At 66.3% G+C, this 18,479-nt stretch carries 17 protein-coding genes; 14 read left to right on the top strand and 3 right to left on the bottom strand.

Translation table 11 applies throughout. The features are described 5' to 3' along the window. Positions 1–45 precede the first annotated feature (45 nt). On the top strand, positions 46–906 hold the full coding sequence (locus tag AKI39_RS07890; protein WP_066642473.1) for a DMT family transporter: 861 nt from the start codon (positions 46–48) through the stop codon (positions 904–906). An 11-nt stretch (positions 907–917) separates the two neighbouring features. Continuing rightward, entirely contained in the window at positions 918–1,934 is a 1,017-nt protein-coding gene (gene ltaE / locus AKI39_RS07895; RefSeq protein WP_066634267.1) for a low-specificity L-threonine aldolase, read from the top strand. A 58-nt stretch (positions 1,935–1,992) separates the two neighbouring features. Here ltaE and AKI39_RS07900 read toward each other — a convergent pair whose 3' ends face one another. The 3 genes from AKI39_RS07900 to AKI39_RS07910 all read right to left on the bottom strand — a co-directional run bounded on the left by AKI39_RS07900 (position 1,993) and on the right by AKI39_RS07910 (position 5,604). Beyond that, complete coding sequence (locus AKI39_RS07900) at positions 1,993–2,886, bottom strand: FCD domain-containing protein (protein WP_066634269.1); 894 nt, start codon at positions 2,884–2,886, stop codon at positions 1,993–1,995. Between the two features lie 188 nt (positions 2,887–3,074). Then, a complete protein-coding gene (locus AKI39_RS07905) occupies positions 3,075–3,956 on the bottom strand; it encodes an NAD-dependent epimerase/dehydratase family protein (RefSeq protein WP_066634271.1) in 882 nt (293 codons plus the stop codon). A 1-nt stretch (position 3,957) separates the two neighbouring features. Further along, the gene (locus tag AKI39_RS07910; RefSeq protein ID WP_066634273.1) at positions 3,958–5,604 is read right to left on the bottom strand and encodes an electron transfer flavoprotein-ubiquinone oxidoreductase; all 1,647 of its coding nucleotides are present in this window, start codon (positions 5,602–5,604) and stop codon (positions 3,958–3,960) included. Between the two features lie 74 nt (positions 5,605–5,678). On the opposite strand from AKI39_RS07910, the gene AKI39_RS07915 reads away from it, so the two are divergent. The 12 genes from AKI39_RS07915 (at position 5,679) to gsiD (ending at position 18,479) form a co-directional block, all read left to right on the top strand. Next, complete coding sequence (locus AKI39_RS07915; RefSeq protein ID WP_066634278.1) at positions 5,679–6,137, top strand: acyl-CoA thioesterase; 459 nt, start codon at positions 5,679–5,681, stop codon at positions 6,135–6,137. A gap of 106 nt (positions 6,138–6,243) precedes the next feature. Beyond that, positions 6,244–6,942, top strand: coding sequence for a CoA transferase subunit A (locus AKI39_RS07920; RefSeq protein WP_066634280.1), 699 nt, complete (start codon positions 6,244–6,246; stop codon positions 6,940–6,942). Between the two features lie 12 nt (positions 6,943–6,954). Then, positions 6,955–7,617 (top strand): CoA transferase subunit B, encoded by a 663-nt coding sequence (locus tag AKI39_RS07925; protein ID WP_066634282.1) that lies wholly within the window; start codon positions 6,955–6,957, stop codon positions 7,615–7,617. Positions 7,618–7,833: 216 nt separating this feature from the next. Beyond that, on the top strand, positions 7,834–8,598 hold the full coding sequence (locus AKI39_RS07930) for an endonuclease/exonuclease/phosphatase family protein (protein WP_066634284.1): 765 nt from the start codon (positions 7,834–7,836) through the stop codon (positions 8,596–8,598). A 64-nt stretch (positions 8,599–8,662) separates the two neighbouring features. Further along, entirely contained in the window at positions 8,663–9,886 is a 1,224-nt protein-coding gene (gene clsB / locus AKI39_RS07935) for a cardiolipin synthase ClsB (protein ID WP_066634285.1), read from the top strand. Then, positions 9,867–10,874, top strand: coding sequence for a lysylphosphatidylglycerol synthase domain-containing protein (locus AKI39_RS07940; protein ID WP_083228693.1), 1,008 nt, complete (start codon positions 9,867–9,869; stop codon positions 10,872–10,874). The genes clsB and AKI39_RS07940 overlap by 20 nt, the downstream gene beginning before the upstream one ends. A gap of 196 nt (positions 10,875–11,070) precedes the next feature. Continuing rightward, the gene (locus tag AKI39_RS07945) at positions 11,071–11,952 is read left to right on the top strand and encodes a MurR/RpiR family transcriptional regulator (RefSeq protein WP_066634286.1); all 882 of its coding nucleotides are present in this window, start codon (positions 11,071–11,073) and stop codon (positions 11,950–11,952) included. Beyond that, positions 11,949–12,926 carry an isoaspartyl peptidase/L-asparaginase family protein gene (locus AKI39_RS07950; protein WP_066634287.1) on the top strand — a complete coding sequence of 326 codons (978 nt, stop codon included), beginning with the start codon at positions 11,949–11,951 and terminating at the stop codon, positions 12,924–12,926. The genes AKI39_RS07945 and AKI39_RS07950 overlap by 4 nt, the downstream gene beginning before the upstream one ends. 48 nt (positions 12,927–12,974) lie before the next feature. Further along, positions 12,975–14,903, top strand: coding sequence for a dipeptide ABC transporter ATP-binding protein (locus tag AKI39_RS07955; protein WP_235610772.1), 1,929 nt, complete (start codon positions 12,975–12,977; stop codon positions 14,901–14,903). Between the two features lie 85 nt (positions 14,904–14,988). Continuing rightward, positions 14,989–16,548 carry a glutathione ABC transporter substrate-binding protein GsiB gene (gene gsiB, locus AKI39_RS07960; protein ID WP_066634290.1) on the top strand — a complete coding sequence of 520 codons (1,560 nt, stop codon included), beginning with the start codon at positions 14,989–14,991 and terminating at the stop codon, positions 16,546–16,548. Between the two features lie 85 nt (positions 16,549–16,633). Next, a complete protein-coding gene (gsiC, locus tag AKI39_RS07965) occupies positions 16,634–17,554 on the top strand; it encodes a glutathione ABC transporter permease GsiC (protein WP_066634292.1) in 921 nt (306 codons plus the stop codon). A 7-nt stretch (positions 17,555–17,561) separates the two neighbouring features. Then, on the top strand, positions 17,562–18,479 hold the full coding sequence (gsiD, locus tag AKI39_RS07970; protein ID WP_066634294.1) for a glutathione ABC transporter permease GsiD: 918 nt from the start codon (positions 17,562–17,564) through the stop codon (positions 18,477–18,479).

The following is an 18,479-nucleotide window of genomic DNA, read 5'->3' on the forward strand; positions in this document are numbered from 1 at the left end:
CTGGGAGAACGGCAGGGCGGGGTCGACGCCATCGCCTGGACGCTGATGGTGGTGACCGTCCTGGCGTGGGCGGGCAGCTGGATCGCGATGAAGATGGTGGTGCCGTATATCGGCCCCTTCGATTTCGTCGTCATCCGGTATGTGTGCGGCGGGGGCGTGCTGCTGGCGGTCGCCCTGGCCATGCGCCGGTCGCTCTCCATGCCGTCGTGGCGGCTGACCATCATGGTCGGGCTTACCCAGACCGCGGCCTTCCAGGGCATGGTGCAGATGGCGCTGGTCCATGGCGGTGTCGCCAAGGTCTCGCTGATGGCCTACACCATGCCCTTCTGGGTGGTGCTGTTCGGCTGGATGCTGCTGGGGGAACGCCCCACGCCGCGCCACTGGCTGGGCTTCGGGCTGGCGGCGGTCGGCCTGATCTGCGTCATCGCGCCCTGGAACCCCATCGGCGACAACGTCAGCGTGCTGCTGGGCGTGGCGGGCGGCCTGTTCTGGGGGCTGGGCACCGTGCTGGCCAAGCGCGGCTTCAACCGCCATGAACCGGACATCGTCGTGTTCACCGGCTGGCAGATGTTCTTCGGCGGGCTTGCCATGGTTCCCGTCGCGCTGGCCGTGCCGCAGATCCACGCGGTGTGGAACCAGCAGCTCGTGCTGGGCATGGCCTATATCATCCTGATCGCGTCGGCAGCCGGATGGCTGCTGTGGCTGATCGTCGTGCGGCGCGTGCCGGCGTCCGTGGCGGGCATGTCCAGCCTCGGAACACCCGTCATCGCGGCCCTGCTGGCCTGGCCCATCTTCGGCGAGCGGCCGCCGCCCGTCGAGGGCCTGGGCATGGCGCTGATTCTATGCGGCCTGGTCGTGGTCGCGCGCGCGGCGGGCAGGGCCCCGCCGCGTCCCTTACCGGTATGAAAGGAAACCTGATGATCGATTTGCGCAGCGATACCGTGACGCGTCCCACACCGGCCATGCGGGCCGCCATGGCGGACGCACCCGTCGGCGACGACGTCATGGGAGACGATCCCACCGTGCAGCGCCTGCAGGCCGACGTGGCCGCGCGCGCGGGCAAGGAAGCCGGGCTGTATTTTCCATCGGGTACGCAAAGCAACCTGGCGGCGCTCATGGCGCATTGCGAACGCGGCGATGAATACCTGGTGGGGCAGCTGGCCCATACCTATAAATATGAAGGCGGCGGCGCGGCCGTGCTGGGCAGCCTGCAGCCCCAGCCTATCGAGCACGCGCCGGATGGCAGCCTGCCGCTGGACAAGCTGCGCGCGGCGGTCAAGCCCAAGGGCGATCCGCATTTCGCCCGTACCCGCCTGCTGGCCCTGGAAAACACCTTCCATGGGCAGGTGATCCCCCAGGCCTACGTGGAAGAAGCCGCCGCGTTCGCGCGCCAGCATGACTTGGCCGTGCACCTGGACGGCGCGCGCGTGTTCAACGCGGCCGTGGCCGCAGGCCGGGACGTGGCCGAACTGTGCCAGCCCTTCGATTCGGTATCGATCTGTTTTTCCAAGGGCCTCGGTGCGCCAGTGGGATCCGTGCTGGTCGGCAGTCGTGCGCTGGTCGCCGCCGCGACGCGCTGGCGCAAGGTGCTGGGAGGTGGCATGCGGCAGTCCGGCATCCTGGCCGCCGCCTGCCTGCATGCCCTGGTGCATCATGTGGACCGGCTGGCAGAAGACCACGCCAATGCCGAGCGGCTGGCGCAGGGCCTGCGCCAGGTGGCCGAGATCACGGTACTGCGCCAATCGACCAATATGGTGTTCGTTGATATTCCAGCGCGGCATTGCGAGGCGCTGACGGCTCATGCCCAATCGCGCGGCGTGTTGATGAAGGCCGTCTATGGCGGTGCCACGCGGCTGGTCACGCATATAGATGTGTCGCGCGCCGACATCGATAGCGTGGTCGCGGCCGTGAAGGACTATTTCGCGCAGACCTAGAAGTCCCTTGCGCGCTCCCGGGGCGGCGCCCCACGCGCCCCGGCGGGCCTGATTCTGATCAGGTGTGGTGCATGACCTGCATCAGGTGACGGCGCATGATCGCTGCCGCCCATTCCCGATCGCCGTCTTCCAGCGCCTGGATGATGGCCAGGTGTTCGTCGATGGAGGTCCGGAACCGCGGCACGTTGCGCACGAATGCGCTGTGGTTTTCCAGCCGGCGCAACTGGTTTTGCTGCTGGATGGCTTGCAAGAAAAAACGGTTGCCGCAGAAGCGGGCCAGGGTTTCGTGGAAATCGGAATTCAGGGCGAAGAAGGCATCCGCGGATATTTCCTCCGCGCCGCTCTCGCGCAGCAGCGTTTCGTGTGCGGCGCGCAGGCGTCGCAATGCCGCGTCGTCCGCCTTGAAGGTGGGTTCCAGCAGCGCGCTGCACTCGACGGCGGCACGGAAGCGGTAGCTTTCCTGCCGGGCGTCGCATTCCAGCAGCGAATAGGCGAAGCGCCAGCCATGGCCCTGGCGTTTTTCGATCAGCGCTTCCGCGCTCAGGCGCACCAGTGTCTTGGCCAGCACGCTGCGGGGCGCACCGTAGCGCTGCTGCAGGTCCCGATCGGTGAAACTATCCGGAATCAAGCGCGCGGCGCGGTCCTCGATCAGCCTGGTGTACAGGTCGTCGGCCGTCATGCCGGGCGCGTGCAGTGACGGCGGCGTGGTGCCGTCGGGTATCTCCCTGACGTAATACCCGCTGTTCGGTCGGGATTCGATGAAATTTTTCCCGGCCAGCAGCTTCAGGGCCGCCCGGACGGGCGTGCGAGAGACCTGGTAGCGCTTGGCCAGCCATTCCTCGGACAGGTGCGTGCCTGCCCCATGGACGCGTGAAATGATGTCGCCGGCGATGCGTCTGGCCAGGTCGACCTGCAGCCCGGTCGGGCGCGAAGCGTCTTTTTGAACCTGCATAGTGCTCCCTGTGATCGATCACAACAGCGTGCGAACGGCCTACCGCGGTGTTCTTCTTGTGGAACGCGCACCGATGATGCGCGATTGCGGAAAAGCGACAACGATTGCAGAAACAGGGTCTGGGAACGAGGCCTTAATTGCACGGAGAATACGCTGGAATGGGGCGGAATGGCGACTTTCGCGCGCGTTTATTGTGATTCGTGCAACATCATGAGGGCCGCGTAACCCATGCGCGAATCGGGCCACGCAAGCGCGCAGCCGGCCGCGCGCAGGCGCGCATTGCATAGTTTCTTGCTGCCCACGCCCGCCGGGGCAGGGCCGGCGATGGGCCGGGGGCAACCCAGGCGGTCCGCCAGGTCGTCGTACAGGACGTCGATGGGCAGCGGCGTGTCGTCGCTGCCGATATATACGGGCTGGACCTGCGGCAGCATCAACAGGTGCGCGATCGCCCCCGCCGCGTCGTCAGCGTGCATGCGGTTGGCCCAATGCGGGATATCCCTTGGAACCACCGCCGTGCCGGCGCGCAGTCGATCCAGCAATTGCAGGCGTCCGGGGCCGTACAGGCCCGACAGACGCAGGACCGTGGACGGCAGGTCTTGCGCGTGCAGCCATTGTTCGGCCTGCAGCAGCACGGCGCCGTTCATGCCGGGGGGCGAGGGTGGCGTGGTTTCGTCGACCCAGTCGCCGCCATGATCGCCATAGACCGCGGACGACGAGACGAATACCAGGCGGCGCAGGGCGCGGCGGTCCAACTGGGCGATCACATTGCGCAGGCCGTCGATGAAGACGGCGCGATAGGCGGATTCCTCGCGCCGGCCCGGGCTCAGGGCCACGACCACCCGTGTCGCATCGCGCGGCAGCTGCCGCAGCGTGTCGGGCCGGGTGACGTCGGCGGCCAGCCACTGGATGCCCGCCGGCGGATGCGGCGGGGGCGCGCGGCGCAGCCCCCAGATCGCGGCCGGCGGGGCCGTGCCGGCCATCAGCCGGCCTGCCACCCGGCAACCCAGATCGCCCCCGCCCACCAGCAGGATACGTTCGTCGCTGTCCGCCCGCGTGGCCCCGGCGTCCATGCTACATGCCGTTGTAGACGGGGCCTTCGCCGCCTTGCGGCGCCACCCAGACGATGTTCTGGGTGGGATCCTTGATGTCGCAGGTCTTGCAGTGCACGCAGTTCTGCGCGTTGATCTGCAGGCGGTCGGCGCCGTGGTCGTCCTTGACGAATTCGTACACCGCCGCGGGGCAGTAGCGCGCCTCCGGCCCGCCGTATTTGGCGAGGTTCACGGCCACCGGCACGCTGGGATCCTTCAGCGTCAGATGGACCGGCTCGTTCTCGTCGTGGTTGGTGTTGGAGATGAACACCGAACTGAGGCGGTCGAAGGTAAGCTTGCCGTCCGGCTTGGGGTAGTCGATGCGGGCGCACTGGGACGCGGGCTGCAGACAGGCGTAGTCCGGCTTGGTGCGATGGATGGTCCAGGGGAAGTTGCCCTTGAGCAGCCATTGCTCGACGCCCGTCATCACGGTCGCCATGGTGCGGCCCTTCTTGAACCATTGCTTGAAATTGCGAGCCTTGTACAACTCCTCGCGCAGCCAGGACGACTCGAAGGCGGCCGGATAGGCCGCCAGCACATCCTGGCGGCGGTCGGCCGTGACGGCCTGGAACGCGGCTTCGGCGGCCAGGGCGCCGGATTTGATGGCCCCATGGCTGCCCTTGATGCGCGGCGCATTCAAAAAGCCTGCTTCGCAGCCGATCAGGGCGCCGCCCGGGAAAGCGAGCTTCGGCAGGGACAGCAGGCCGCCCGCCGTCAGCGCGCGCGCGCCATAGGCAATGCGCTTGCCGCCTTCGAAGGTGCCGCGGATGGCGGGATGGGTCTTGTAGCGCTGGAATTCATCGAAGGGCGACAGCCAGGGGTTGGCGTAGTCCAGGCCGACGACCATGCCGACGGCGACCAGGTTGTTGTCGAGGTGATAAAGGAAGGATCCGCCGTAGGTGTCGGAATCCAGCGGCCAGCCGGCCGTGTGCACCACCAGCCCCGGGTGCGACTGGGCGGGATCGACCTCCCACAATTCCTTGATGCCGATGCCGTAGCTTTGCGGATCCCGTCCTTCGTCCAGGCGGAAACGTTCAATCAATTGCCGCCCCAGCTGGCCGCGCGAGCCTTCGGCGAACAAGGTATAGCGCGCCAGCAGCTCCATGCCCGGCTGGTAGTTGGCGGTCTGGCTGCCGTCGCGGGCCACGCCCATATCGCCGGTGACCACCCCGCGCACCGCGCCCTGTTCGTCGTACAGCACGCCGGCGGCGGCGAAGCCGGGGAAGATGTCCACGCCCAGGGCTTCGGCCTGTTCGCCGAGCCAGCGCACGACCTCGCCCAGGCGGACGATGTAATTGCCTTCGTTGCGGAAGCAGTCCGGCAGCAGGAAATGTGGCGTGGCCCGCGCGCCGGTGCGGCTCAGGAACAGGAACTTGTCCCGCGTCACCGGGACGTTCAGCGGCGCGCCTTTTTCTTTCCAGTCCGGAATCAGCTCGGTCAGGGCACGCGGGTCCATGACGGCGCCGGACAGGATATGGGCGCCCAGTTCCGCGCCCTTTTCCAGCACGCAGACGCTGACCTCGTGGTTCTTTTCCGCGGCCAACTGCTTGAGCCGGATGGCGGCGGCCAGGCCGGCGGGCCCGCCGCCGACGACCACCACGTCGTATTCCATCGATTCCCGTTCTGACATGCGCCTTATCCCCTGATGCGATGTGGGCTGGAAGTATGATCCTTGATCAACCACGGATTGTATTGCAGCTCTCCATGACCGCTTCCGACACCCCCGCGCCGGTCCCCGGCAGCACTCATACCGTCGAAATGCCTCTGCGCTGGGGCGATTCCGATGCGCTCAACCATTTGAATAACACCCTGTACTTCCGCCTCATGGAAGAAGCGCGCATGCAGCTGCTGTACGCAGCTGGTATCAGCCTTCCGGCCGATGCGGGCCCCATCCTGGCCCACGCCTCCTGCGACTTCCTGCGCCCCCTGACGTATCCGGCATCGGTCCAGGTGACGCACACGCTGACGCGGTTGGGGCGGTCCAGCATGGAATTCGAGCTGGTCCTGGACAAGGTCGGCGACTCCCGCGGCCCCTGCGCCCGTGGCCGCAACGTGCTGGTCTGGCTGGACTATGTGGGGAACCGGCCGCAGCCCTGGCCGACCCACGTCCTGGCCAGGCTGGCGGCTGTCCTGCGGGGACCCAGGCCCGGCTTTTCCCCGTAACCCGTAAAATCGATCGCGTCGAGGCGACGCACAAGGTCGATCCGACCGCCCGCGCCGCCCCCGCCGCGCGGCCGATAACGCTAATCCCTATTCTGGAGCTGGAGCGATGGACAAGGTTTATGCGAGCGCCTCGGAGGCGCTGGCCGGTGTCGTCAAGGACGGCCAATTGATTGCCGTTGGTGGCTTCGGCCTGTGCGGTATCCCCGAGGCGCTGATCGCCGCGTTGCGCGACACCGGGGTCAAGAACCTGACATGCATCAGCAACAACGCCGGGGTGGACGGCTTCGGCCTGGGCCAGTTGCTGGCTACCCGGCAGATCCGCAAGATGATCGCTTCCTACGTGGGCGAGAACAAGGAGTTCGAACGCCAGTACCTGGCGGGCGAGCTCGAGCTGGAATTCACGCCGCAGGGGACGCTGGCCGAAAAGCTGCGCGCGGGCGGTGCCGGCATTCCGGCCTTCTTCACCCGCACGGGCGTGGGCACGCTCGTGGCCGAAGGCAAGGAAACCCGGGAATTCGACGGCCAGACCTACATCATGGAACGTTCGCTGCTGCCTGATGTGTCGCTGGTCAAGGCCTATGCGGCCGATCGCACGGGCAACCTGATCTTTCGCAAGACGGCGCGCAATTTCAATCCCAACGTGGCGATGGCGGGCAAGGTCACGATCGTCGAAGTGGAGAAAATCCTGAACACCGGCGACATCGACCCGGATCAGGTCCACTTGCCGGGCATCTTCGTGCATCGCATCGTGCTCAACGCCCATCCCGAAAAGCGCATCGAACAGCGCACCATCCGCCCCGCTTGAGGAGAAGCAATCATGGCATGGACTCGTGACGAAATGGCCGCGCGCGCGGCGCGCGAATTGCAGGACGGCTTCTACGTGAACCTGGGCATCGGCATGCCGACCCTGGTGGCCAATCATGTGCCCCCCGGCATCGAGGTCTGGCTGCAATCCGAGAACGGCTTGTTGGGCATCGGCCCCTTTCCCACCGACGACCAGGTCGACGCGGACCTGATCAATGCCGGCAAGCAGACGGTGACAACGCTGCCGGGCTCCTCGATTTTCTCGTCCGCCGATTCCTTCGGCATGATCCGCGGCGGCAAGATCAACCTGGCCATCCTGGGCGCCATGCAAGTGTCCGAAAAGGGCGACCTGGCGAACTGGATGATCCCGGGCAAGATGGTCAAGGGCATGGGCGGCGCCATGGACCTGGTGGCCGGCGTGGGGCGCGTCGTGGTGCTGATGGATCACGTCGCACGCAAGAAGGACGGTACGGAAGACATCAAGCTGCTGCCGGAATGCACGCTGCCCTTGACGGGCGTGGGCGTCGTGGACCTGATCATCACGGACCTGTGCGTGATGGAAGTCGGCCCCGCGGGTCTGAAGCTGATCGAACTGGCGCCGGGCGTATCGGTGGATGAGGTGAAGGCGAAAACCCACGCGGCGCTGGACACCAGCGGTGTGAAGGCCACGGCCTGAGACACCGGCGCATTACTGCAAGATATCCCTCCGCGTTTTCGTAGAAGCGGCGGCCCGGCCTGGACTGGCATCCCCGAAGCTGGGCATCGATCCCGCTTCCCGGGAAGCCAGTCCGGGCCGTTTCGTTTGCGCGGTGCCCTGCCGAGGAGCTTCGGGGAAAGCACCGTGGGCACGGTTCTTGCGCCCAGCCTACACCGATTTCGACCCTGGGACGGTATGTCTGTCGCGAACGCGCCCCTAGCCCTGAAAATCCTGACCGTGAACGCCCATAAGGGCTTCACGTTCTTCAATCGCAAATTCATCCTGCCGGAACTGCGCGACGCGGTGCGTGCCGTTGCGCCCGATCTGGTCTTCCTGCAGGAAGTGCTGGGCGCCCACCACATACATGCCGCGCGTTTCAAAGGCTGGCCGGAGGCCTCGCAGTACGAATTCCTGGCGGACAGCATCTGGAACGACTTTGCCTACGGTCGTAACGCGGTCTATCCGCATGGACATCATGGCAATGCGGTCCTGTCCAAATTTCCCATCGTGCAGTACGACAACATGGACGTATCCGTAGGCCGTCACGAAAAGCGCGGGCTGCTGCACTGCGTGATCCAGCCGCCCGAGCGCGAAAGCCGGCTGCACGCCATCTGCGTGCACCTGGGCCTGCAGGAAGCGCACCGGCAGCAGCAGCTGGAGCTGCTGTGCGAGCGCATCGACCACCATATCCCCGACGGCGAGCCGGTGGTGATCGCGGGCGATTTCAACGACTGGCGCTTGCGCGCGCATGGCAAGCTGAGCCGCTGCGCCGGCCTGAAGGAAATCTTCGTCGCCACCCAAGGCGTGGCCGCGCGCACCTTCCCCGCCCGTTGGCCGCTGCTGCGGCTGGACCGCATCTACGTGCGCAACATGGCCCGCTTCCGCCCCCTGGCCCTCGCCACGCGCCCCTGGACCCACCTGTCCGACCACGCTCCGCTGGCGGCGGAGGTGGTGCTATGAGCAAGCCCGGAGGGCGCGCTCCTTCCCTTGGGGAGAAGTCGCGTCGCGACAGGAGGGCCGTACCATGAGCGTGCGGTGGATACCGGGCAACGCATTCGCCTTGCTGGAGAACGGCGAAGCGTATTTTCCGCGTGTCTTCGAGGCGATCGAGGCGGCGCGCGCGGAAGTGCTCGTGGAAACCTTCATCCTGTTCGACGATAAGGTCGGACAGGGCCTGCGCCGCGCCCTCATCGCGGCGGCGCAGCGCGGGGCGCGCGTCAGCCTGTTGATCGACGGCTATGGCTCGGAAGGGCTGTCCCAGGACTTCCTGCAGGGCTTGCTTGACGCCGGCGTCGTCATTCACGTGTTCGATCCGCGCGCCCGGGTATTCGGGCTGCGCACGAATGTTTTCCGGCGCATGCATCGCAAGATCGTCGTGATCGACGGCGAACTGGCCTTCATCGGCGGGATCAATTTTTCCGCGGATCACCTGGCCGATTTCGGCCCGCAGGCCAAGCAGGACTATGCCGTCGAAGTACGCGGACCCATCGTGGCGGAGATCCATCGTTTCGTCCGCGCGACGGTCGATCCGGAGCGGCGCCGACGCTGGTGGCCGCGGCGCGTACCGCGTCCGGAGCCGGGTCGCCATGTGGGCAAGGCCGAGTCCATGTTCGTGGTACGCGACAACCAGGAGCACCATACCGACATCGAGCGGCACTATCGGGCGGCGATACGCCTGGCGCAGCGCGATGTGACCATCGCCAACGCCTATTTTTTTCCGGGATACCGCCTGCTGCGCGACATCCGCAATGCCGCCCGGCGCGGTGTACGGGTGCGGCTGATCCTGCAGGGCGAACCGGACATGCCTATCGTGAAAGTGGCCGCCGGCATGCTGTATGACCATCTGACCGCTGCGGGCGTGCAGATCTACGAATACTGCCAACGGCCGCTGCACGGCAAGGTGGCCTGCGTGGACGGGACTTGGGCCACCGTGGGGTCGAGCAACCTGGACCCGCTCAGCCTGGCCCTGAACCTGGAAGCCAACGTAATGATCCGAGACCGGGCATTCGCTTCCGTGCTGCGCGAGCGGCTGGAATGGCTGATGGAAAACCATTGCCGCCAGCCCGAGCCCGCGCCCCCCGGCAGCCGCAAGCTGCGGCGCCTGCTGTGGGGCGTATTCGTATACCACTTCCTGCGCCGCTTCCCCTCCTGGACGGGATGGCTGCCCGCACACCGGCCACGTCTGCACACGGTGGCCCCACCGCCGCGGATCGACACGGAAGAGACGCATGAGCAGCGACCCGCTTAGCGCCACGCGCAACCAGAATGGCGTGATGCGCGGACTGCGCGCTCGCTGGCCCCTGCTGCGCAAGATGCTTTTTATCGCCTTCGCGCTGCTGGTGATTGGCCTGCTGGTCGACCGGGCCCGCGACGTCGAATGGGAAAAAGTGATGGAGGCGGTGGAGGCCAACACATGGCCCGTGCTCCTGCGCGCCACCGGGGTGGCCGCGCTGAGCTACCTGATCTACAGCTGCTTCGATCTGCTCGCCATCCCTTACCTGGGCCATCGGATTCCACCCTTCCGCGTGGTGTTGGTGGGCATCGTGGCCTACGCCTTCAACCTGAACATGGGATCGCTCGTGGGCAGCGTGGGCTTTCGCTTCCGGCTGTACCTGAAGCTGGGCCTGGATGCCGCGGAGATCACGCGCATCGTCGGGCTGAGCCTGACCACCAACTGGCTCGGTTATCTATGGGTGGCGGGCGGCCTGTTCGCCTGGGGCGTACTCCCCATCCCGGACAACTGGGGCATCGGCACGGGCGCGCTGCGGCTGATCGGCATCGCGATGGTCGCCGCGGCATTTGCCTACGTGGCGCTGTGTGTATGGTCGCGGCGCCGTTCGTGGACGGTGCGTGGCCATGACATCTTCCTGCCTTCCGGCAGGATCGCGCTGGCGCAGAGCGTCCTGGGCGCCGCCTGCTGGATGTCCATCGGCCTGGTGGTGTGGGTGCTGATGCGCCACGACGTCGCGTATCCACTCGTGCTGGGCGTGCTGCTGCTGAGCGGCATTGCCGGCGCCGTGACCCATATACCCGGCGGGCTGGGCGTGGTGGAAGCGGTGTTCGTCGCCATGTTGTCGGGGCAAGTGCCGCACTACGAAATCCTGGGCACGCTGCTGACGTACCGGGCGGTGTACTACCTGGGGCCGTTCGCGGTCGCGGCGGTGCTGTACTTCATTCTGGAAGCCCGTATCCGGAAGGGCGCGAACCTCCCGCCCGCGCCGAAGTCGGCGACCTAGCGGAACGTGCTGCACTGCAGCAGGGGTAAACCCGGGTGTGAAAATTTATTTTCATCAATAAAATACCGCCCGAAATCTATTTACATTTTAACGTTCGCTTAACGGTCCGCCCCGACCAGCCCTTTCCGTTGCGACCGGTCGCCGGCGCAGGCGCTCGTTCCTGTGTCCCACGCCGGCTCCACGGCTTCCGCCCGATATGAACCAGCCCGCCGCGACCATCGCCGAACGCATCGCCAATGCGCAGCCGGCATTCAGCCGGACACAGCACCGGCTGGCCGAGTATGTGCTGGCGCATCAGTTCCGCGCGGCGACGATGACCATCGACGAGTTCGCCGCCGCGAACCAGGTATCGGTCGCGACGGCCAACCGTTTCGCGCGGGCGTTGGGGCTGCCTGGCTACCCCCAGTTCCGGGCCGAGCTGGCGCGCGGCTTCGAGTCGGCGCTGGCGCCGGTGGAAAAGCTGCGTACCCGGCTGGCCCATCCGGCCAGCGCGGCCGAGGTCTTCGCCGCCACGCTGCAGGAGGACATCCGCAACGCCCAGCGCACGCTGCAGTCGCTGGATGCACCGGCATGCGAGCGCGCGGTGGACGCCATCCTGGGGGCGCGGCGCGTCTACATCGTGGGCTTCGGGGCCAGCGGTTTCCTGGCGGGGATGCTGCACCGGGCGCTGTTCATGCATTGCGACGTCGTGGAATCGCTGGCGGGGCCGGGTGGCGTGTCGCAGGCGGCCCGCCGGATTCCGCGCATGACCGGACAGGACCTGGTCGTCGCCATCGCGTTCCCGCGATATTTGAACGACACCGTGACGCTCGCGAAGGCGGCACGCGCGGCGGGCGTGCCGGTGCTGGCGCTTACCGACAAGCCGACTTCCCCCTTGGCGCCGGCGGCCTCGGTCGCGCTGTACGCGCACACCGAACGCCAGCTGTCTCCCAATTCCGAAGCGGCCGCGCTCAGCGTGATCGAAGCGCTGGGCGCGGCAGTCGCCTTTCGCGCGAAAGACTCGGTTGCCGCCGCCTTGGGGGCGACCCAATCCATCATGCCGTGGCTGATCCACGGAGCAGGAGAAAGAAAGCGATGATAAAACCCGTAGTCGCCATCCATGGCGGGGCCGGCACCATGTCGCGTGCCTCGATTTCGCCGGAGCAGGAGCGCGAGTACCTGGATGCCCTCACCGACATCCTGTCCGCCGCCCAAGCCGTGCTGGCACGCGGCGGCAGCGCGCTGGACGCGGTGACGGAAGCGGTCACGCGCCTGGAAGATTGCCCGCTGTTCAATGCCGGGCACGGCGCGGTCTATACCAGCGCCGGCACGCACGAGCTGGATGCGTCCATCATGGACGGCGCCACGCTGCGTTCGGGCGCCATCGCCAATGTGGCTTGCGTGCGCAATCCCGTGCTGGCGGCGCGCCGTGTCATGGAGAACAGCAAGCACGTGTTCTTCGTGGGAGAGGGCGCGGAAGCATTCGCCCGCGAACAAGGGCTGGAGATCGTCGACCCGTCGTACTTTTCGACGCCGGCCCGCTACGAACAGCTGCTGCGCGTCCAGCGCGAGCAGCCCGACGCGGCGGTGCTGGACCACGACGGGCAGGCCATGGTGGCGGGCGTGCAGCCCGCCCCGGCGCCGATCGATCCCGATCGCAAGTTCGGCACGGTGGGCGCGGTCGCGCTGGACGCGCAGGGCAATCTGGCGGCCGCGACGTCCACGGGCGGTGTGACCAACAAGCAGGTGGGCCGCGTTGGCGATGCGCCGCTGATCGGCGCCGGCTGCTATGCCGCCAACGCGACCTGCGCGGTATCGACCACGGGCACGGGCGAAATGTTCATCCGCATGGTGGCGTCCTACGATGTCGCCGCGCAAATGGAATACCGCGGCGTTTCGCTGGAAGAAGCCGCGCATTCGGTCATGCACGAAAAGCTGCCGCGCATCGGCGGCAAGGGCGGCCTGATCGCCGTGGATGCCAAGGGCAATGTGTCGCTGCCCTTCAACACCGAAGGGATGTACCGCGGGTATGCCCGCGTCGGCGAGACGCCGGTGGCCGCCATCTATCGATGATGCGGGATAGGCGAGGGCGCGTAGTAATTGTTTTGCAAGGGGATGGCGATGGCCGATAGCAGGATGGCCGAACAGGCAACGACCCGCCGCGATGATCGGCTGGCACTGCCGGAGAACCGCGTGGTCCAGGTGCGGGACCTGACCGTGCGCTTCGTCTCCGCGGAGCGCACCGTCGAGGCTGTGCGGGATTTGTCCTTCCATGTGGACCGGGGTGAAACCCTGGCCATCGTGGGGGAGTCGGGCTCCGGCAAGTCGGTGACTTCGCTGGCGCTGATGCGGCTGGTCGAGCATGGTGGCGGGCGCATCACCCAGGGCAGCATGCTGCTGCGCCGGCGCGGGGGGCAGGTCATCGAACTGGCCGGCGCCAGCCAGCGCGAGATGCGCGGCGTGCGCGGCGCCGATATGGCCATGATCTTCCAGGAGCCGATGACCTCGCTCAACCCGGTCTTCACGGCGGGCGACCAGATCGCGGAATCGATACGCCTGCACCAGGGCAAGGACCGCGCGGCATCGCGTGCCGAAGCGCTGCGCATGCTGGAACAGGTACGCATCCCCGAAGCGCGGTCCATCATGGACCGCTACCCGCACCAGTTGTCCGGCGGCATGCGCCAGCGCGTGATGATCGCGATGGCGCTGGCCTGCAAGCCGGCGCTGCTGATCGCCGACGAACCGACCACCGCGCTGGACGTCACCATCCAGGCGCAGATCCTGCAGCTGATACGCGCGCTGCAGGAAGAAATGCACATGGGCGTGGTGTTCATCACGCACGACATGGGCGTGGTGGCGGAGGTCGCGGACCGCGTGCTGGTGATGTATCGCGGCGACAAGGTCGAAGAGGGCGCCTCGGGGCAGATATTCGGTGCACCGCGGCACCGCTATACCCAGGCCCTGCTGTCGGCCGTGCCGCGCCTGGGCTCCATGCGCGGCACCGATCTGCCGGAACGCTTCGAACTGGTGCGCATGGATGCGGCGACCGCGACGGCGGCCGCCGATGCCGCGGCCGCGCAGGCCCGGCCGGAGCCGCAGCCACCGCATACCTCCGGCGAACCCATCCTGAGCGTGCGCGAGTTGGTGACGCGTTTCGACTTGCGCGGCGGCATCCTGAGCCGCGTGCGCGGTCGCGTGCATGCCGTGGAAAAGGTCAGCTTCGACCTGTATCCCGGCGAAACGCTGGCCCTGGTCGGTGAATCGGGCTGCGGCAAATCCACGACGGGGCGGTCGCTGCTGCGCCTGACCGAAAGCCAGGGCGGCAGCATCGTGCTGGAGGGCCGCGACATCGGCAAGCTCAAGCGCGCCGAATTGCAGGCGCTGCGGCGCGATATCCAGTTCGTTTTCCAGGACCCCTTCGCCTCGCTGGATCCCCGCGTAACGGTGGGCTTCTCCATCATGGAACCGCTGCTGGTGCATGGCGTGGCCAGCCGCAAGGAGGCGGAGCGCCGCGTGGCCGATCTGCTGGAGCGCGTCGGCCTGCCGGCGGCCATGGCCCAGCGTTATCCGCACGAGTTTTCCGGCGGGCAGCGCCAGCGCGTGTGCATCGCCCGTGCGCTGGCGCTCAATCCCAAGGTGGTGATCGCCGACGAGTCGGTGTCGGCGCTGGACGTGTCGATCCAGGCGCAGATCGTCAATCTGCTGATCGACCTGCAGCGCGACCTGGGCGTGGCCTTCCTGTTCATCTCGCACGACATGGCGGTGGTTGAACGCGTCAGCCATCGCGTCGCGGTGATGTACCTGGGGCAGATCGTCGAGATCGGCCCGCGCCGCGCGATTTTCGAGAACCCGCAACACGCCTACACGAAGAAGCTGATGGCCGCGGTGCCGATCGCCGATCCGGCGCGGCGCCACCTGAAGCGGGCCTTGCTGACCGAAGAGATACCCAGTCCGATCCGCAAGCCCGGCGACGAGCCTGTCGTGGCGCCGCTGGTCAATGTCGGGCCGGGCCATTTCGTCGCGCGGCACGCCGTGGGCGGGCTGTATTGAAACCAGGCTGGAATCCACCCATACGCGCCGCATCCTTGCCGTTGTTTTTCCACCAACCCTTACATACCAACCAGGAGTGCATCACATGAAAACATTGCGCCCCACCCGCCTGATGGCCGCCGCCGCACTGGCCTTCGGCATCGCCGCGTCGCCGCTGGCGCACGCGACCAAGGACGTGACCTTCGCCGTTTCCATCGCCCTGGAAACGCTGGATCCCTACAACACCAACAGCACCCTGAACCAGGCCGCCGGCAAGGCGTACTACGAAGGCCTGTTCGAGTTCGACAAGGACCTGAAGATCCAGCCTGTGCTGGCCACCGGCTATGAAGTCAGCCCCGACGGCCTGGTCTACACGATCAAGTTGCGCCAGGGCGTCAAGTTCCAGGACGGCACGGACTTCACGGCCGAAGCCGTCAAGGCCAACTTCGACCGCGTGTCGAACCCGGAAAACCGCCTGACGCGCTACACGCAGTTCAACCAGGTGGCGAAGACCGAAGTGGTCGACCCGTACACTGTCCGCATCACCTTGAAGCGTCCCTTCTCGGCCTTCATCAACGCGCTGGCGCACCCGGCCGCGATGATGATCTCGCCCGTCGCGCTGAAGAAGTGGGGCAACAAGGATATCGGTTTTCACCCGGTCGGTACCGGCCCCTTCGAGTTCGTCGAGTGGAAACCCGCCGAATACCTGAAGGTGAAGAAGTTCGACGGCTACTGGCGCAAGGGCTATCCGAAGATCGACACGCTGACCTTCCGCACGGTGACCGACAACAACACCCGCGCGGCGGTGGTGCAGACGGGCGAAGCGCAGTTCGCCTTCCCGGTGCCTTACGAGCAGGCGGCGTCGCTGACCAAGAACGACAAGATCGACGTGGTCGACCGCAAGAACTCGATCATGGCGCGCTATGTGTCGATGAACGTCCAGCAGAAACCCTTCGATAATCCGAAGGTGCGCGAGGCCATCAACTATGCCATCAACAAGGAAGCCCTGGTCAAGGTGGCGTATGCCGGCTATGCCAGCGTGTCCACGGGCGTGATCCCTCAGGGAGTGGAGTATGCCTACGAGATCAAGAAGACCGGCTGGCCCTACGATCCCAAGAAGGCGCGCGAGCTGCTGAAGGAAGCCGGCTATCCCAACGGCTTCGAGAGCACGCTGTGGTCGGCCTATAACGACGGCACCTCGCAGAAGATCGTGCAGTTCCTGCAGCAGCAGCTGGCACAGGTTGGCATCAAGGTGTCGGTGGAAGTGCTGGAATCCGGCCAGCGCGTGCAGCGCGTGCAGCAGGTGCAGAAGCCCGAGGACGCCAAGGTGCGCCTGTACTACACGGGCTGGTCCTCGTCCACCGGCGAGGCCGATTGGGGCCTGCGTCCGCTGCTGGCCACCGACGCCTTCCCGCCGCAGCTGAACAACACGGCGTATTACTCGAATCCCAAGGTGGACGACGACATCAAGAAGGCGTTGACGACCACCGACAAGGAAGAGAAGACCACGCTGTACAAGGATGCGCAGCAGACCGTCTGGGATGACGCGCCGTGGGCTTTCCTGGTCACCCAGGGCAACGTCTATATCAAGTCGAAGAACCTGAGCGGCGTGTATGTGATGCCCGACACCAGCTTCTGGTTCGGCGACGTCGATCTGAAGCAATAAACCTTCGGGCCGGCGGCACGCGGTCGCGCCGCCCGCCCGATCGCATGACCGCGCGGATGCCGCGCATCCGCGCGCAGGAATTCTTATGCTTACCTACATCGTCAAACGCCTGCTGGGCATGATTCCGACGCTGCTGCTGGTTATCGCGGTGGTGTTCATGTTCGTCCACATGCTGCCGGGCGATCCCGCGCGGCTGGCGGCCGGCCAGGAGGCCGACGAGCAGACCGTGCAGCTGGTGCGGCAGGAGCTGGGCCTGGACTTGCCGCTGCCGCAGCAGTTCGTGCGCTATTTCACCCACATGCTGCATGGCGACCTGGGCGTATCGCTGCGCAGCAAGCGTCCCGTCAGCACGGAAATCACCGACCGCTTCATGCCGACGCTGCTGCTGACTCTGACCAGCATGGTCTGGTCGGTGCTGTTCGGCATGATCATCGGCGTGGCGTCGGCCGTGTGGCGTAACCGCTGGCCCGACCGGCTGGGCATGACGCTGGCCGTATCCGGCATCTCCTTCCCGGCCTTCGCGCTGGGCATGATGTTGATGCAGGTGTTCTCGGTCGAACTGGGCTGGCTGCCGACCATCGGCGCGGCCAGCTGGAAACACTACATCCTGCCGTCCATCACGCTGGGCGCCGCCGTGGCGGCCGTCATGGCACGCTTCACGCGCGCCTCCTTCGTCGAGGTCATACAGGAAGATTTCGTGCGTACCGCGCGCGCCAAGGGCCTGGCCGAATCCGTGGTCGTGGCCAAGCACACGCTGCGCAACGCCCTGATCCCGGTCGTGACGATGATGGGCCTGCAGTTCGGCTTCCTGCTGGGCGGCTCCATCGTGGTGGAGACCGTATTCAGCTGGCCCGGGCTGGGCGCGCTGCTGGTCGATGCCGTCACGCAGCGCGACTACCCGGTCATCCAGGGCCTGGTGCTGCTGTTCTCCCTGGAATTCATTCTGATCAACCTGGTGGTGGACGTGCTGTACGGCGTGATCAACCCCAGCATCCGGTACAAGTGAGGCGGCCATGACGCAACTCGACAATACTGCCGCCGCGAGCGCCGCTACCGCGACCGTGCCTGCCGCGGCCGAAGCGGTGCGTACGCCCTTCAGCGAATTCTGGCGCAAGTTCAAGAAGCAGCACCTGGCGCTGGCGGCCGGCATCTTCGTGCTGCTGCTGATCCTGGTCGCCGCGTTCGCGCCGTGGATCGTGCCCTTCGACGCCGAGAACTATTTCGATTACGACAATCTGAACGCCGGCCCGTCGCTGATGCACTGGCTGGGCGTGGACGCGCTGGGCCGCGATATCTTCAGCCGCATCCTCATGGGCGCGCGGATTTCGCTCGTCACCGGCTTCGTGTCGGTGGTGCTGGGTGCCGCCGTGGGTACTTTCCTGGGGCTGATGGCGGGTTATTACGAAGGGTGGTGGGAACGCATCAGCATGCGTCTTTCCGACGTGCTGCTGGCCTTTCCGGGCATGCTGCTGGCCATCGGCGTGGTGGCCATCCTGGGGTCCAGCATGGTCAATGTGGTGGTGGCCGTGGCGGTGTTCAGCGTGCCGGCCTTCGCCCGCCTGGTGCGCGGCAATACGCTGGCGATCAAGCATATGACCTACGTGGAAGCGGTGCGCAGCATCGGCGCCTCGGACTGGACCATCATCATGCGCCATATCCTGCCCGGGACGATTTCGCCCATCGTGGTCTACGGCACCATGCGTATCGGCACCTCCATCATCACCGCGGCCAGCCTGTCCTTCCTGGGCATGGGCGCGCAGCCGCCGACGCCGGAGTGGGGCGCGATGCTGAACGAGGCGCGCGCGGACATGGTGACTTCGCCGCATATCGCGGTGTTCCCGGCACTGGCGATCTTCTTCACCGTGCTGGCGTTCAATCTGCTGGGCGACGGCTTGCGCGACGCCCTGGATCCGAAGATAGACCGGCGCTAG

It is taken from the genome of Bordetella sp. H567 (genome assembly GCF_001704295.1).
GTDB lineage: Bacteria > Pseudomonadota > Gammaproteobacteria > Burkholderiales > Burkholderiaceae_B > Bordetella_C.

What these genes read in the sequence shown, in the direction of transcription:
- AKI39_RS07905 (WP_066634271.1), bottom strand. Translation starts at nt 3,956, where the DNA reads ATGGACGCCGGGGCCACGCGGGCGGACAGCGACGAACGTATCCTGCTG.
- gsiB (WP_066634290.1), top strand. Translation starts at nt 14,989, where the DNA reads ATGAAAACATTGCGCCCCACCCGCCTGATGGCCGCCGCCGCACTGGCC.
- AKI39_RS07950 (WP_066634287.1), top strand. Translation starts at nt 11,949, where the DNA reads ATGATAAAACCCGTAGTCGCCATCCATGGCGGGGCCGGCACCATGTCG.
- gsiD (WP_066634294.1), top strand. Translation starts at nt 17,562, where the DNA reads ATGACGCAACTCGACAATACTGCCGCCGCGAGCGCCGCTACCGCGACC.
- AKI39_RS07890 (WP_066642473.1), top strand. Translation starts at nt 46, where the DNA reads ATGGTGGTGACCGTCCTGGCGTGGGCGGGCAGCTGGATCGCGATGAAG.
- AKI39_RS07920 (WP_066634280.1), top strand. Translation starts at nt 6,244, where the DNA reads ATGGACAAGGTTTATGCGAGCGCCTCGGAGGCGCTGGCCGGTGTCGTC.
- AKI39_RS07945 (WP_066634286.1), top strand. Translation starts at nt 11,071, where the DNA reads ATGAACCAGCCCGCCGCGACCATCGCCGAACGCATCGCCAATGCGCAG.
- AKI39_RS07915 (WP_066634278.1), top strand. Translation starts at nt 5,679, where the DNA reads ATGACCGCTTCCGACACCCCCGCGCCGGTCCCCGGCAGCACTCATACC.
- gsiC (WP_066634292.1), top strand. Translation starts at nt 16,634, where the DNA reads ATGCTTACCTACATCGTCAAACGCCTGCTGGGCATGATTCCGACGCTG.
- AKI39_RS07910 (WP_066634273.1), bottom strand. Translation starts at nt 5,604, where the DNA reads ATGTCAGAACGGGAATCGATGGAATACGACGTGGTGGTCGTCGGCGGC.
- AKI39_RS07930 (WP_066634284.1), top strand. Translation starts at nt 7,834, where the DNA reads ATGTCTGTCGCGAACGCGCCCCTAGCCCTGAAAATCCTGACCGTGAAC.
- AKI39_RS07925 (WP_066634282.1), top strand. Translation starts at nt 6,955, where the DNA reads ATGGCATGGACTCGTGACGAAATGGCCGCGCGCGCGGCGCGCGAATTG.
- AKI39_RS07955 (WP_235610772.1), top strand. Translation starts at nt 12,975, where the DNA reads ATGGCCGATAGCAGGATGGCCGAACAGGCAACGACCCGCCGCGATGAT.
- clsB (WP_066634285.1), top strand. Translation starts at nt 8,663, where the DNA reads ATGAGCGTGCGGTGGATACCGGGCAACGCATTCGCCTTGCTGGAGAAC.
- ltaE (WP_066634267.1), top strand. Translation starts at nt 918, where the DNA reads ATGATCGATTTGCGCAGCGATACCGTGACGCGTCCCACACCGGCCATG.
- AKI39_RS07900 (WP_066634269.1), bottom strand. Translation starts at nt 2,886, where the DNA reads ATGCAGGTTCAAAAAGACGCTTCGCGCCCGACCGGGCTGCAGGTCGAC.
- AKI39_RS07940 (WP_083228693.1), top strand. Translation starts at nt 9,867, where the DNA reads ATGAGCAGCGACCCGCTTAGCGCCACGCGCAACCAGAATGGCGTGATG.